Consider the following 13,482-nt stretch of genomic DNA (forward strand, 5'->3'; position numbering starts at 1 on the left):
CCCGACACAAGCAAAGGAAACACCATGAGCAATTTCACCAACCGGGTGGCAGCAGTCACCGGCGGCGCGCAGGGAATCGGCGCGGCCACCGCTCTGAAACTGGCCGCCGGGGGCGCCACCGTCGTCGTCCTGGACCTCAACGAGGACCGCGCCAAGGACACGGCGCAACAGATCTCCGCTGATCCGCAGGTCCTCGCGGCCGGCGGCCGGGCCGTCGCGGCCGTCTGCGATGTCACCGACGAAGCCACCGTGGACCGGGTCTTCGCGGAGGTCCACCGGGAGTTCGGCCGGCTCGACATCCTCGTCAACAACGCCGGCATCACCCGCGACAACCTGTTCTTCAAAATGGAGCGCCCGGACTGGGAATCGGTTCTCACCACCAACCTGACCAGCGCCTACCTCTGCTCCCGGGCCGCGCAGCGGTACATGGTCCCGGCCGGGTACGGAAGAATTGTCTCGCTCAGCAGCCGCAGCGCCCTCGGCAACCGCGGCCAGGCGAACTACGCCGCTGCGAAGGCCGGCATCCAGGGCCTGACGGCCACCCTCGCTATTGAGCTGGGCCCGTTCAACATCACCGTCAACGCTGTGGCCCCCGGCTACATCGCCACGGCCATGACTGCCGCGACAGCCGAGCGGGTCGGCAGCAGCGCCGCCGAGCACCAGTCGGCGGTCGCCGCCCGGACACCGCTGGGCCGGGTTGGCCAGCCTGAAGAAGTGGCCGCCGCCGTGGCGTTCTTCGCCAGCGACGACGCCTCCTACATCTCAGGCCAGACGCTGTACATCAACGGCGGGGCGCGCTGATGGCGGAGGCGTTCCTCGTCGGCGGTGTCCGCACGCCGGTGGGCCGCTACGGCGGGGCGCTCGCCACGGTCCGGCCCGACGACCTGGCCGCCCTGGTGCTGCAGGCCGCCGTGGCCCGGGCTGGCACCGACCCGGACAGCATCGACGAGGTCATCCTTGGCTGCGTGAACCAGGCCGGTGAGGACAACCGCAACGTTGCACGGATGGCGGTGCTGCTGGCCGGACTGCCCGACGCCGTCCCCGCGGTCACGGTCAACCGGCTCTGCGCCTCCGGCCTGACCGCCATCAGCATGGCGGCGCAGTCCGTCCGCAACGGCGACGCCGACCTTGTGGTGGCCGGCGGCGTCGAATCCATGTCGCGGGCACCCTGGGTGATGGCGAAGCCGGAAAAGCCGTTTGCCAGGCCGGGTGAACTCGCGGACACCTCGATCGGTGCGCGGTTCGTCAATCCGCGGATGCACGCCAACGCCAGGTTTTCGATGCCGGAAACGGCCGAGGAAGTTGCCGGGCGCGAGGGGATCTCCCGCGCCGATGCGGACAGCTTCGCCGTGCGCTCGCATGAGCTGGCACTGGCGGCGATCGACGCCGGCCGGTTCCGCGACGAGATCGTTCCCGTTCCTGTGGCCGGCCGCCGCGGCGAAGTTTCGCTGGTCGACACCGATGAGGGGCCGCGCCGCGGCTCCACGCCGGAGGCGCTCGCGGCCCTGCGCCCGATCGTACGGCCGGACGGCATCATCACCGCGGGCAACTCCAGTTCCCTCAACGACGGCGCCTCCGCTGTGGTGGTGGCCAGCGGCGAGGCCGTCGCCCGCTGGGGTCTGACGCCCAGGGCCCGGATCGTCACCAGCCAGGCGGCCGGCGTTGCCCCGGAGGTCATGGGCATCGGCCCGGTGCCGGCTACCAGGAAGGCTCTGGCGAAGGCCGGCTGGAGCCTGGACGGACTGGGCGCCGTCGAACTCAACGAAGCGTTCGCCGCGCAGTCGCTGGCCTGCATGCGGCTTTTGGGGCTGGATCAGGGCACTGTCAACAACGACGGCGGTGCGGTCGCACTGGGGCATCCGCTGGGATCCTCCGGTTCCCGGATCGTCGTGACGTTGCTGGGCCGGATGGAACGCGAAAACGCCGACCGCGGCCTGGCCACGATGTGCGTGGGCCTGGGCCAAGGCGTCGCAATGCTGCTGGAAAGGGTTTAGATGAGGCTTTTCGAGAATGTCGCCGAGCTGGAGAGCCTGACTGGACAGGAAATCGGGGTGAGCGGCTGGCACCGGCTGGAGCAATCCCAGATCCAGGCGTTCGCTGACGCCACCCTGGACCAGCAGTGGATCCACACCGATCCGGAGCGGGCCGCCAACGGCCCCTTCGGCGCCACCGTGGCCCACGGCTACCTGAGCCTGTCGATGCTCCCGCACCTGGCCGGGCAGGTTTACCGGGTCCAGGGCGCGGCAGCGATCATCAACTACGGGCTGGACAAGGTCAGGTTCCCGGCCCCGGCCAGGGCCGGTTCCCGCATCCGGGACAGGCTGACGCTGACGTCGGTGACCGAGACGGCCAACGGCCGGCAGCTGAGGGTCCTGCACACGATTGAGCTGGAGGGTTCAGAGAAGCCGGCCTGCATCGCCGAGACAGTGTCCCTCTTGCGGATGTGAGCGACGCCGGCAGCGTCCGCCCTGCGCCACTGCACTAACTGCACCAACACATCCGAACAACGACGTTACGGCTGAGCCGGCCTGCCGGCTCCAAACTAGGGGGATACTCCGTGGTTAATGAAAACATGAACGTGAAATACGCCGAGCCAGGGCTGGAGAACGCTGCGGCCGATCCGGTGGTGTCGCCGGCGGAACTGCGCCGGACCTCGATCTCGTCCTGGCTCGGCTCGGCGCTGGAATACATGGACTTCACGCTCTACACGCTGGCAGCCTCACTGGTCTTCGGGCCGCTGTTCTTCCCGAACGTAGACCCGGCGATGGCCCTGCTGGCCAGCTTCGCCGCCTATGGTTCCGGTTTCCTCGTCAGGCCCCTCGGCGGCATCTACTTCGGATACCTGGGCGACAAGTACGGCCGCAAATCCGTCCTCGTCATCACCGTGGGCATGATGGGGATCGCCACCCTCGGGATGGGTCTGCTGCCCACGTATGCCCAGATCGGCGTCGCCGCCCCCATCATGCTGGTCCTGCTGCGTCTGGTCCAGGGCTTCGGCGCTGGCGCCGAACTTTCAGGCGCCTCGCTCCTGCTCGTGGAGTCGGCGCCCAGCGGACGCCGCGGCTTCTACGGCGCGGTGGTGGCCCTGGGGACCGCAACCGGGGTGCTCCTGGCCAGCGCCCTGTGGCTGCTGATGTCGCAACTGCCCAAAGATCAGTTCCTGAGCTGGGGCTGGCGCATCCCGTTCCTGCTGAGCGTTGCCACCACCCTCGTCGCGTTGTACCTGCGGCGCACCGTCAGCGAATCGCCGGTCTTTGAGGTCGTCAAGCAGCGCCGTGCAGCCGCCCGCGCCGGAGCGCAGCAGCAAAGCGTGTGGCGCGATGCCGCGGATGCCAAAAAGCCGTTCCTAGTATCCCTGGGCATCAAGCTCGGCGAGAACGGCTCCGTCTACCTCGTCAAGGGCTTCCTGATCGGGTGGACCGTGTCCGTCGTCAAGATGGACGCAAACCTTGTCACCACCGGCGTGACGCTGGGCTCCATTCTGGGGATCCTCACGGTCCTGCTGACCGGCAAACTCACCGACAGGTTCGGCCGCAGAATTGTGTGGCTGTGGCTCTCTGCCTTCCAGTTCGCGTTCACCATTCCCGCGATGCTCCTGATCGAAACGCGGAATCCGGTTCTGGTGGCTCTGGTGTTCGTCATCTACATCGGCGGCCCGATTCCCAACATGTACGGAGTGGAGTCCACCTGGCTCGTGGAAATGTTCGGATCCAAGCGCCGGTTCTCCTTCATGACCACGGTCAAAGAGGTGGGCGCCGTGCTCTCCGGCGGCCTGGGCCCGATCCTGGCCGCCGCGGTGGTAGCCGCAACGGGGCCGGGGTGGATCCCGGTGGCAGCGATCCTCATGAGCTATGCAGCCATCGGCTGGGTGGCAGGGTTCTTCGCACCCGAAACCCGGGGCCGGGACCTGAACGCCGAGGCGGACGCCTGCTGACGACGCGCCCCTACCGGTTCCTGCCCCGGCGTCGCTAGGGCAGGAACCGGTAGCCGATGCCCGGTTCGGTGATCAGATGCCGGGGTGCGGCTGCCTCCGGTTCCAGTTTGCGCCGGAGCTGGGCCATGTACACACGCAGGTAGTTGGTCTCCTTCGCATATGCAGGGCCCCACACCTCGGAGAGGAGCTGTTGCTGCGTGACAAGCTTCTCGGGATTCCGGACCAGCACCTCCAGCATTTTCCATTCCGTCGGAGTGAGCCGGATGTCCAGGCCGTCACGGGTGACCCGGTGTTTTTCGAGGTCCACGGTGAACGCATCTGTCGTGACCACCGGCTCCAGCGCGGGGTCGGTACTGCGGCGCAGCAGCGCCCGCAGCCGCGCCAGGAGTTCGTCCAGGCCGAAAGGCTTAGTGATGTAGTCATCGGCGCCGGCATCGAGGGCATCCACTTTGTCCTCGGAACCGTGGCGGGCGGACAGAACGAGGATGGGCACCCTGCTCCAGGTGCGAAGTTCCCGGATCACAGCGGTGCCGTCCAGGTCCGGCAGGCCGAGGTCAAGGATGACCAGCGCCAGCGGGTTCTGGGTGGCTGATAGGAGGGCCGAATGCCCGTCCGCTGCGGTGGTCACGTCGTAGCCGTGGGCCTGTAGCGTGATCCGCAGCGCCCTGAGCAGATGCGGGTCGTCATCGACCACGAGGATCGCGGTCATCCTGCGTCCGGTCCGGAGGCAGTGAGTGGCGCGGTGTGATGCCGGCGTTCCACGGCGGATTGCGGTTCAAGGGGGGCCTGCTGCTGGCGCGTTTCGAAGGGCCTGCCGGTGGAGAGCGGAAGCCGGATGACCATGGTCAGGCCCCCGCCCGGCGTTGACTCGGCGGTGAGGCTTCCGCCCATGGCGTCGGTGAAGCCCTTGGCCACGGCAAGGCCGAGGCCGATGCCGGTGGTCTGCGGGGCGTCGTCCAGGCGCTGGAACGGCCGGAACATTTCCACGACCCTCTCTGCCGGGATTCCCCGGCCGTGATCAATGATGCGCAATTCTCCTGCCGGCCTCCCCTCAAGGGTCACCGGGCTCAGGCCGCCTCCCGCCCCGACGAGGACAATATCCGAATCGGAGGCGTACTTCACCGCGTTTTCCACAACATTCGCGATGACCCGTTCCAGCATGCCGGGGTCCGCATCGACCTCAGGCATATTGGCGGGCAGTTCCACCCGGACCCGCCCTTCCGGCACGGCGCGCATGGCGTCCGGAATCACCTCGTACCAGCGCACCGGCCTGAGCAAGGGATTGGCGGCGTCGGCGCTGATCCGGGACATGTCCAGGAGATTACCGACCAGGGTATCCAGTCTGTCCGAGCATTCCTCGATGGTGGCCAGCAGCTCCTGCCGTTCCTCGGGGGTGTAGCGCACGCCGTCATGGCGCAGGCCGCCGACGGCCAGTTTGATGCCGGCCAGCGGCGTGCGAAGGTCGTGGGACACGGCGCGAAGTATCGAGGTGCGCATCGTGTTGGTCTCGGCGAGGCGGAGCATCTGCCGGCGGCTCGCCATAAGCTGCTGGCGCTCCAGTTTCGCGGCCAGATGGACTCCGAACGCCCCCAGCAGACGCCGGTCGCTGGCCGGCAGTATCCGGCCGGACAGCACCAGGCGCGTGGAAGCATTGATCTCTTCGATGTTATCGCCCCCGCCCCCGTCGGCCTCGTCTGCGGCCAGTTCCCCGGCGGACGCAAGCATCCTCCACGGCTGGTCGTAACCGCCGGTGCTCCCGCCGTCGCCCGGGGAATAAATACGTTGGAAGATCGCGGCGCCCCGGACCTGGAAGACGGCCAGTGACTGCTCCAGGAGCGACTGGAGCGTGTCATCGGAGACCGCGGCACTCCTGGCCAAGTCGCCGAGGGTCGTGGCCTCGGCGCGGGCCCGGGCGGCTTCTTTGGACCGCCTGGCCGACAGATCGACGACGAGGGCCACGGCCGCCGAAACACCAACAAACACGAGCAGGGCGAGCAGGTTCTGCGGATCACTGATGGTGAGGTTCCCTACCGGCGGGGTGGAGAAGTAGTTCACCAGCAGGCTGCTCCAGAGCGCGGCGAGGATTGCGGGCCAGAGGCCTCCCACAAGGGCCACCCCGATGGAGCCGCTGAGCTGGACCAGCATCACGGTGGCGATATTCCGGTCGGATGTGAGGGCCAGCAGCAGGAGCTGCAGCACGGCGGGAAGCACGATGGCCAGGATGAATCCCACTGTCACCCGGACGCGGCCCAGGTCGCGTTGCCGGGACGGGGATTTGCCCCGTCCGCCGAGCGGATGGGAGACCATATGGACGTCGATGTCGCCGGAATCGCGGACCACCCGCGTGCCCACCCCGCCGCCGAGCAGATTTCCCAGCAGCGCGGCAATTTTCTTGCGCCGGGAAATGCCGACGACGACTTGGGTTGCGTTGACGCTGCGGGCGAAGTCCAGCAGGGGCACCCGCGGGATCCTCACCAGCCACGATGTGGTAGCTGCCGCCCAGGTCCTGGATCAAATGGCGCTGGGCGTCGAGGGCCTGCGGAGATTCGCTGGCGACGCCGTCCGCCGCCCGGACGTGGACCGCCAGCAGGTCACCGCCATTGACTCGATTGAGGATCCTGGCTCCGCGGCGGATCAGGACCTCCCCCTCCGGGCCGCCGGTGAGTCCCACCACGATCCGTTCCCGGGCCGGCCAGCTTTCCTCGATGCCCTGCTCCGCGCGGTACTTGGCGAGGCCTTCATCGACCCGGTCGGCCAGCCACAGGAGTGCCAGTTCCCGCAGGGCGGTGAGGTTGCCCAAGCGGAAGTAATTCGAGAGGGCCGCGTCGATCTTTTCGGGAGCATAAATCTTCCCGTCACCCAGGCGCTGGCGCAGCAGTTCGGGGGAGATGTCCACGAGATGGATCTGAGCGGCCCGGCGGACGACGTCGTCCGGTACCGTCTCCGCCTGCTGGACGTCGGTGATCGCGCTGACTACATCACCCAGCGACGCCAGATGCTGGATGTTGACCGTGGACAGGACATCGATTCCTGCCGCGAGCAGCTCGTCGACGTCCTGCCAGCGTTTGGGGTTGCGGCTGCCGGGGATGTTGGAATGGGCGTACTCGTCCACGATCGCTGTTCCGGGTGCCCGGGCGAGGACGGCATCAAGGTCCATTTCCTCAAACTCCGTGCCCCGGTAGGGCAGGCGCCTGGGCGGCACGATTTCCAGGCCCCCCAGCAGCGCCTTTGTCTCGCTGCGTCCGTGGTCCATGGCGAGGGCGACGACGACGTCCTCGCCGCGCTGGCCGAGCCGGTGCGCCTCTTCGAGCATCTCGTAGGTCTTACCGACCCCTGGCGCCGCCCCCAGGAAGATCCGCAGCGTTCCGCGTGCCATGCCGTCATTCTCTCACTTCGGTTGGGCCGGCTGCGACGGCTGCGGGGCGGCAGCGACCGCCAGGTTCAAGGCCGTCACGTTGACGGAGGGCTGTCCGAGGAACGCGAGCAGCCCGCCGGTGGTGTGCTTCTCCACCATCGACCCAACAGCTTCGGCGCCCAAACCATGCGCGGCTGCCACCCGGGCAACCTGCAGCCTGGCGTATTCCGGCGAGATATCGGGATCGAGTCCGGACCCGCTGGCGGTCACGGCGTCGGCCGGCACTTTGTCCTCGCCGACACTTTCGGCCGCTGCGACGGCGGCCCGTCTCGCGGTCACGGCGTCGAGGAGTTTCGGTTCGTTGGGGCCCAGGTTGCTGGCCGAGGACGACGCCGGGTCCCACAGCACCGCTGACGGGCGGGCGTGGAACCAGCGCGGGTCCTGGACCCCGTTTGCGTCGGCCGCGGCTTGGGCGAGCAGGGCTGACGCTGCCGGGGCGCCGGTGCCGTCCCTGATGATCGAACCGTTGGCCTGGTAGGGGGCGATCAGCTGCCCGACGCCGAAGACCGCGACCGGATACGCCAGTCCGAGGACCACGGTGGCGACGACGAGGAAACGCAGGGCGGTTCCTGCCTGGCGGAGGTAGCCGGTGAGTGTATTCATGGGGACGTTCCTAGCCGATTCCGGGGATGAGGGAAATGATGAGGTCGATGATCTTGATGCCGATGAAGGGTGCCACAAGCCCGCCGAGCCCGTAGACCAGCAGGTTCCGGCCGAGGGCCTGGTTGGCGGACACGGCCCGGTATTTCACGCCGCGCAGGGCCAGCGGGACCAGGGCGATGATGATCAGGGCGTTGAAGATCACCGCGGACAGGATCGCCGAGGCCGGCGTGGCCAGGCCCATGATGTTCAGCAGCCCGAGGCCCGGGAAGGCCGCGGTGAACAGTGCCGGAACAATCGCGAAGTACTTGGCGACGTCGTTCGCGACGGAAAAGGTGGTCAGCGCGCCGCGGGTGATGAGCAGCTGCTTGCCGATGCCGACGATATTGATGAGCTTGGTCGGATCCGAATCGAGGTCCACCATGTTGGCGGCTTCCTTGGCGGCAGGAGTGCCGGAGTTCATGGCGACTCCGACATCCGCCGCGGCCAGGGCCGGGGCGTCGTTGGTCCCGTCGCCCGTCATGGCCACGAGCCGGCCTTGGGCCTGTTCCTTCTTGATAACGGCGAGCTTGTCTTCCGGCGTGGCCTCCGCCAGGAAGTCGTCCACCCCGGCCTCGGCGGCGATCGCCGCCGCCGTGATGGGGTTGTCGCCGGTGATCATCACGGTCCGGATGCCCATCTTCCGCAGTTCGGCGAACCGGGCACTCATCCCGGGTTTCACCACATCGGCCAGATGGATGACGCCGAGGACTTCGGCAGCGCCTGCCGCGGTGGTTCTGGCCACGAGCAGCGGGGTGCCGCCCTGGGCGGCGATGTCCTGCACAATGCGGTCCATCCCGGCCGGGGTGTGCCCGCCGTGCCCGGCCACGAACGCAGACACCGCCGAGGCGGCGCCCTTGCGGATCTGCGTCCCGTCCAGGTCCAGCCCGCTCATGCGGGTGCTGGCGCTAAATTCGATCACGGCAAAATCGCCGGTGGCCGCACGGAGCCCGGCGAGATCCTGGCCGGTGATGCCCTGGTCGGCCGCAAGGTCGGCGATTGAGCGTCCTTCCGGGGTCTCATCGGCCAGGCTGGAGAGCCGCGCCGCTTCGGCGAGGGTGCTGTGGCTGACGCCGTCGGCTGGCAGGAAATTGACCGCACGGCGGTTGCCGTAGGTGATGGTTCCGGTCTTGTCCAGCAGCAAAGTGGTGATGTCACCGGCCGTCTCGACGGCCCGGCCGGAGGTGGCGAGGACGTTGTGCTGGACCAGGCGGTCCATGCCGGCGATCCCGATCGCGGGCACGAGAGCGCCAATGGTGGTGGGGATCAGGCAGACCAGAAGCGCCACCAGCACGATCGGTGACGGCGCCGCTGACGCCAGGGCCGCGAACGGGGCCAGCGACATTGTCACGGCCAGGAAGATGATGGTCAATGACACCAGCAGGACGTGCAGCGCGATTTCGTTGGGCGTCTTCTGCCGCACCGCGCCCTCGACCAGCTTGATCATCCGGTCAATGAACGTCTCACCCGGTTCCGCGGTGATGCGGACGACGATCCGGTCCGAGAGAACCCTGGTGCCGCCGGTGACGGAGGACCGGTCCCCGCCCGATTCGCGGATCACCGGGGCCGATTCGCCCGTGATGGTCGATTCGTCGACGCTGGCAAGACCCTCGATGATCTCGCCGTCGGAGGGGATCACGTCCCCGGCTTCACAGATCACCACGTCATTGAGCCGCAGCTCGGTGCCCGGCACCTCTTTGGTGGTGCCGTCAAGGAGCCGGAGCCGGGCCTGCACCCCCTGACGGCTGGCCCGCAGGCTGTCCGCCTGGGCTTTTCCCCGGCCCTCGGCGATGGACTCCGACAGGGTTCCGAACAGGACGGTGAGCCACAGCCACACGGTGATGGCGATGCTGAAGACCGAGGGCCGGACCAGGCAGATCGCGGTACAGAGCACGGCGCCCACCAGCACGGTGAACATGACCGGTGAATGGATCATCTGGCGCGGGGACAGCTTCCGGACCGCCAGCGGCAGGGCGGCCGCGACGCTGGACAGCGTCAGTTTCGCCGGAGCCTTGGTGTGGTGCTTGTGTTCGCCGGGCGTGCCGAGCGGGTTGCCGTCGGCGAAGGTGACCGCAGCGGCGGTGTCCGCGGCTGGTGCCGTGCTGGACGGGGTCATTTGAGCAGTCCTTCTGCGAGGGGCCCCAGGGCAAGGGCCGGGAAATAGCTGAGGGCGGTCAGGATCACGGTCACGCCCAGAAGCAGCGAACCGAAGAGTGCGCCATGGGTGGGAACGGTGCCGGCTGAGGCGGGGATCTTGCCCTGCCTGGCCAGGGATCCGGCCAGGGCGAGCACCAGGGCGATTGGCAGGAACCGGCCCAGCAGCATGGCCAGGCCCAGCATGACCGAGAGGTAGGGCCCGGAGCTGGTGATCCCGCCGAACGCGGAACCGTTGTTGTTCGCCCCCGACGTGAAGGCGTAGAGCACTTCGCTGAACTGGTGCGGACCGGTGGCGGGCGCATTGGCCATGATTTCCGGCAGCAGGACGGTGATACCGGCCAGTGTGAGCACCTGGGTCGGAGTCACCAGGATGTACATGGCCGCGAGCTTCATTTCCTGCGGCCCGACCCTCTTGCCCAGATACTCCGGAGTGCGGCCCACCATAAGGCCGGCGATGAAGACGGCAATAATGGACAGGATCAGCATGCCGTAGAGCCCCGAGCCGGTTCCGCCCGGTGCTACTTCGCCCAGCATCATGTTCACCATGGCCGCCCCGCCGGCCAGCGGAGGCAGGGAATCGTGGGCGACGTTGACGGCGCCGGTGGAGGTCAGGGTGGTGGACGCGGCGAAGATCGCGCTCGGGGCCGCGCCAAAGCGCTGCTCGAAGCCTTCGCCGAGTCCGCCAGCGGCCGCGGTCGCGGTTCCCTGGGCGCCGGCGACGGCCCAGCCGGTCAGGGTGGTGGAGGCCAGCCAGAGGGTGCCCATGACGGCGGCGACCGTGAAGCCCTGCTTCCGGTCCCCGACCATCCGGCCGTAGGCATAGGGCAGGGCCGAGGGAATCAGCAGGATCAGGAACACCTGGAAGAGGCTGATCACCGCATTCGGGTTTTCGAAGGGATGCGCGGAGTTGGCGTTGAAGTAGCCGCCTCCGTTCGTGCCCAGGACCTTAATCGCTTCCTGCGAGGCGACCGGACCGCCGGGAATGACCTGGGAGATGCCGGCGGCCTGGTTGGCCACGTCGGCGGACCAGAAGTTCTGCACCACGCCGCCCAGGACCAGCACCACGGCGCCGACGAACGCGAGCGGCAGCAGCACCCGGAAGGAGGTACGGGTCAGATCGGTCCAGAAGTTGCCCAGGCGCTCCGTCCTGGTACGCACGATGCCGCGGATGAGCGCGACGGCGACCACGATGCCGACGGCGGCGGAGAGGAAGTTCTGCACCGCCAGCAAGGACATCTGCACAAAGATGCCGACCGTGGCCTCCGGCACGTAGGTCTGCCAGTTGGTGTTGGTGACGAAGGATATCGCCGTGTTCATGGCCACCCACGGGTCCACGCCCGTCAGGGAACCGGCGCCGGGCAGGAGTCCCTGGACCCGCTGCAGACCGAACACCACCAGGATGGATACGACGGAAAACGCCAGGACGCTGCGAAGGTACACGGACCACCTCTGGTCCGCTCCCGGGTCGATCCCCGCCAGCCGATAGAACAGCCGCTCCGGCCTGCTGTGCGTGGTTCCCTCAAAGACGTGGGCCAGGTAGATGCCCAGCGGCTTGTGCAGGGCCGCGAGGACCAGGACCAGCGCCGCCACCTGGATAACAAAGGATGCAGTGTTGAACGTCATTGTCCGCTCACCACTTCTCGGGCCGGATCAGGGCAGCGAGCAGGTAGCCAAAGAGGCTGAGCCCGGCCAGGAGCAGCACCAGCCACATCACCGCATCGACGCTCATTGCCCGTCCTCCGGCCTTTCGCCGGTCCCGCCGACCACTCTGGCCAGGAGGTGGCCAACCCACATCACGAACCCCATGGAGGCCATGAGGATTCCGATAACAGCCGCATCGGCCATTGCACGTTCCTTTCATCTGCGCCCCGGTTGCGGGACTAAACCCAGTCAAGTCCTGCGAAGAGTCGAAAGAGCCGGGCCTGATGAATCCCTAACGCCGTTGGGTTGGATCTTGACGGATCCTTGACGCCCGCCGCCCGATGCCCCGACGCACCCGCCGTCAAGGATTCGTCCAGATCGGCACGCCATGACCACCCTGCATGCCGCAGATCCGCGGCCACGAGTCGGACACGGATTCGGACCCCGCGGGCCGGATCGAGGGCGCACGCCGCCTGCTGACCACGGCCGCCGTCATCATGAGTGCCTTCCTTGTCACCACGAGCTTCACCACCGTGGTGCTCATTCCTGAACAGGAATTCCAGCCGGGCGGCCAGGCGAACGGGCGTGCCCTGGCCTTCCTCGCACACGAATACCTGGGCGCAGGCTTCGGCACCGTCTATGACCTCAGCACCATTGCCATCCTGTGGTTTGCTGGCGCCTCAGCCATGGCCGGGCTCCTGAACCTCGTTCCCCGCTATCTGCCCCGGTACGGCATGGCCCCGGAATGGGCCCGTGCTGTCCGACCGCTGGTCCTGGTGTTCACCCTCGTGGGGTTCCTGATCACCTGGCTGTTCGATGCCGACGTCGACGCCCAGGGCGGCGCCTATGCCACCGGCGTCCTGGTCCTCATGACGTCCGCGGCGATCGCCGTAACGTTCTCCGCGCGGAGCAAGAGGCAACGCAAGCGCAGCGTCGGGTTCGGGACAATCGCCGTCGTCTTCGTCTACACCACGGTGGCGAACATCTTCGAGCGGCCCGAAGGCATCCGGATCGCCGCGCTGTTCATCCTCGGGATCATCGTCATCTCCCTGCTCTCGCGCATCCGGCGCTCCTTCGAGCTCCACGCCACGCGCGTGCGGATGGACACCCCTGCACTGGAATTCCTGGCCGCCAACGAAACCGGACCCATCGCGATCATCGCCCACGAACCTCTCCGGCTGAGTGCTGGGGCGTACGGGGACAAACTGACATCGGCCGTTGAGGTCAGCCACCTGCCGGTGGACTACCAGGCTTTGTTCCTCGAAGTGGTGGTGGACGATTCCTCGGACTTCGAAACCGAACTGGAGGTCCGCGGTATCACCCGGCACGGCTACCGGATCCTGGAGGTGCATGGTCCCGTGGTGCCGAACACCATCGCCTCGGTCCTGCTGCATATCCGCGACGTGACCGGGCTGATGCCGCACATCTACTTCCGCTGGACGGAGGGCAACCCCGTGACAAACCTGCTGCGCTTCCTGGCCTTCGGGGAAGGCGAGATCGCCCCGGTCACCCGTGAGGTGCTGCGCGAGGCAGAACCCGACGTCGCGCGGCGGCCCTGGGTCCACGTCGGCTGAACACCGCGGCTGAAGAACGCGGCTGCGGATCCGGCCCCCACAACAAACGCCCCTCCCGAGGAATCCTCGAGCGGGGCGTTTGTGGTCTTGGGGGAAACGGTCCCGGCCGGCTGGCCGGGGCT

The 13,482-nt window shown here is 67.6% G+C and carries 10 protein-coding genes and 2 pseudogenes; 5 read left to right on the plus strand and 7 right to left on the minus strand.

Translation table 11 applies throughout. The annotated features are described in order from the left end of the window. Nucleotides 1-24 precede the first annotated feature (24 nt). From fabG to BJG92_RS13035, 4 genes are all read left to right on the plus strand, one after another. Complete coding sequence (gene fabG, locus BJG92_RS13020; RefSeq protein ID WP_232084423.1) at nt 25-801, plus strand: 3-oxoacyl-ACP reductase FabG; 777 nt, start codon at nt 25-27, stop codon at nt 799-801. After that, nucleotides 801-1,994 (plus strand): acetyl-CoA C-acyltransferase, encoded by a 1,194-nt coding sequence (locus BJG92_RS13025; protein WP_232084424.1) that lies wholly within the window; start codon nt 801-803, stop codon nt 1,992-1,994. The genes fabG and BJG92_RS13025 overlap by 1 nt, the downstream gene beginning before the upstream one ends. Then, the gene (locus BJG92_RS13030; RefSeq protein ID WP_232084425.1) at nt 1,995-2,447 is read left to right on the plus strand and encodes a MaoC family dehydratase; all 453 of its coding nucleotides are present in this window, start codon (nt 1,995-1,997) and stop codon (nt 2,445-2,447) included. Between the two features lie 110 nt (nt 2,448-2,557). Next, nucleotides 2,558-3,934 (plus strand): MFS transporter, encoded by a 1,377-nt coding sequence (locus BJG92_RS13035; protein ID WP_232084426.1) that lies wholly within the window; start codon nt 2,558-2,560, stop codon nt 3,932-3,934. A gap of 34 nt (nt 3,935-3,968) precedes the next feature. On the opposite strand, the gene BJG92_RS13040 is transcribed toward BJG92_RS13035, so the two are convergent. From BJG92_RS13040 to BJG92_RS13065, 7 genes and pseudogenes are all read right to left on the minus strand, one after another. After that, complete coding sequence (locus BJG92_RS13040; protein WP_232084427.1) at nt 3,969-4,643, minus strand: response regulator; 675 nt, start codon at nt 4,641-4,643, stop codon at nt 3,969-3,971. Then, entirely contained in the window at nt 4,640-6,172 is a 1,533-nt protein-coding gene (locus tag BJG92_RS18615) for a DUF4118 domain-containing protein (protein ID WP_374199795.1), read from the minus strand. The genes BJG92_RS13040 and BJG92_RS18615 overlap by 4 nt, the downstream gene beginning before the upstream one ends. Before the next feature lie 565 nt (nt 6,173-6,737). After that, a pseudogene (locus BJG92_RS18620) lies at nt 6,738-7,310 on the minus strand (histidine kinase); the annotation flags it as partial. A gap of 12 nt (nt 7,311-7,322) precedes the next feature. Continuing rightward, nucleotides 7,323-7,952 (minus strand): K(+)-transporting ATPase subunit C, encoded by a 630-nt coding sequence (gene kdpC, locus BJG92_RS13050; RefSeq protein WP_232084428.1) that lies wholly within the window; start codon nt 7,950-7,952, stop codon nt 7,323-7,325. 10 nt (nt 7,953-7,962) lie between these two features. Beyond that, complete coding sequence (gene kdpB / locus BJG92_RS13055) at nt 7,963-10,104, minus strand: potassium-transporting ATPase subunit KdpB (RefSeq protein WP_232084429.1); 2,142 nt, start codon at nt 10,102-10,104, stop codon at nt 7,963-7,965. Then, nucleotides 10,101-11,768 (minus strand): potassium-transporting ATPase subunit KdpA, encoded by a 1,668-nt coding sequence (kdpA, locus tag BJG92_RS13060; protein ID WP_232084430.1) that lies wholly within the window; start codon nt 11,766-11,768, stop codon nt 10,101-10,103. Before kdpA ends, kdpB begins: the two co-directional genes overlap by 4 nt. Before the next feature lie 7 nt (nt 11,769-11,775). Then, nucleotides 11,776-11,874: a potassium-transporting ATPase subunit F gene (locus tag BJG92_RS13065; RefSeq protein ID WP_232084431.1), complete on the minus strand. Its 99-nt coding sequence runs from the start codon at nt 11,872-11,874 to the stop codon at nt 11,776-11,778. A 313-nt stretch (nt 11,875-12,187) separates the two neighbouring features. Between BJG92_RS13065 and BJG92_RS13070 the strand changes: the two are divergent. Beyond that, nucleotides 12,188-13,360: pseudogene (locus tag BJG92_RS13070) on the plus strand (amino acid transporter); the annotation flags it as partial. Between the last annotated feature and the right edge of the window lie 122 nt (nt 13,361-13,482).

This window comes from Arthrobacter sp. SO5, from assembly GCF_020532805.1.
GTDB lineage: Bacteria > Actinomycetota > Actinomycetes > Actinomycetales > Micrococcaceae > Arthrobacter.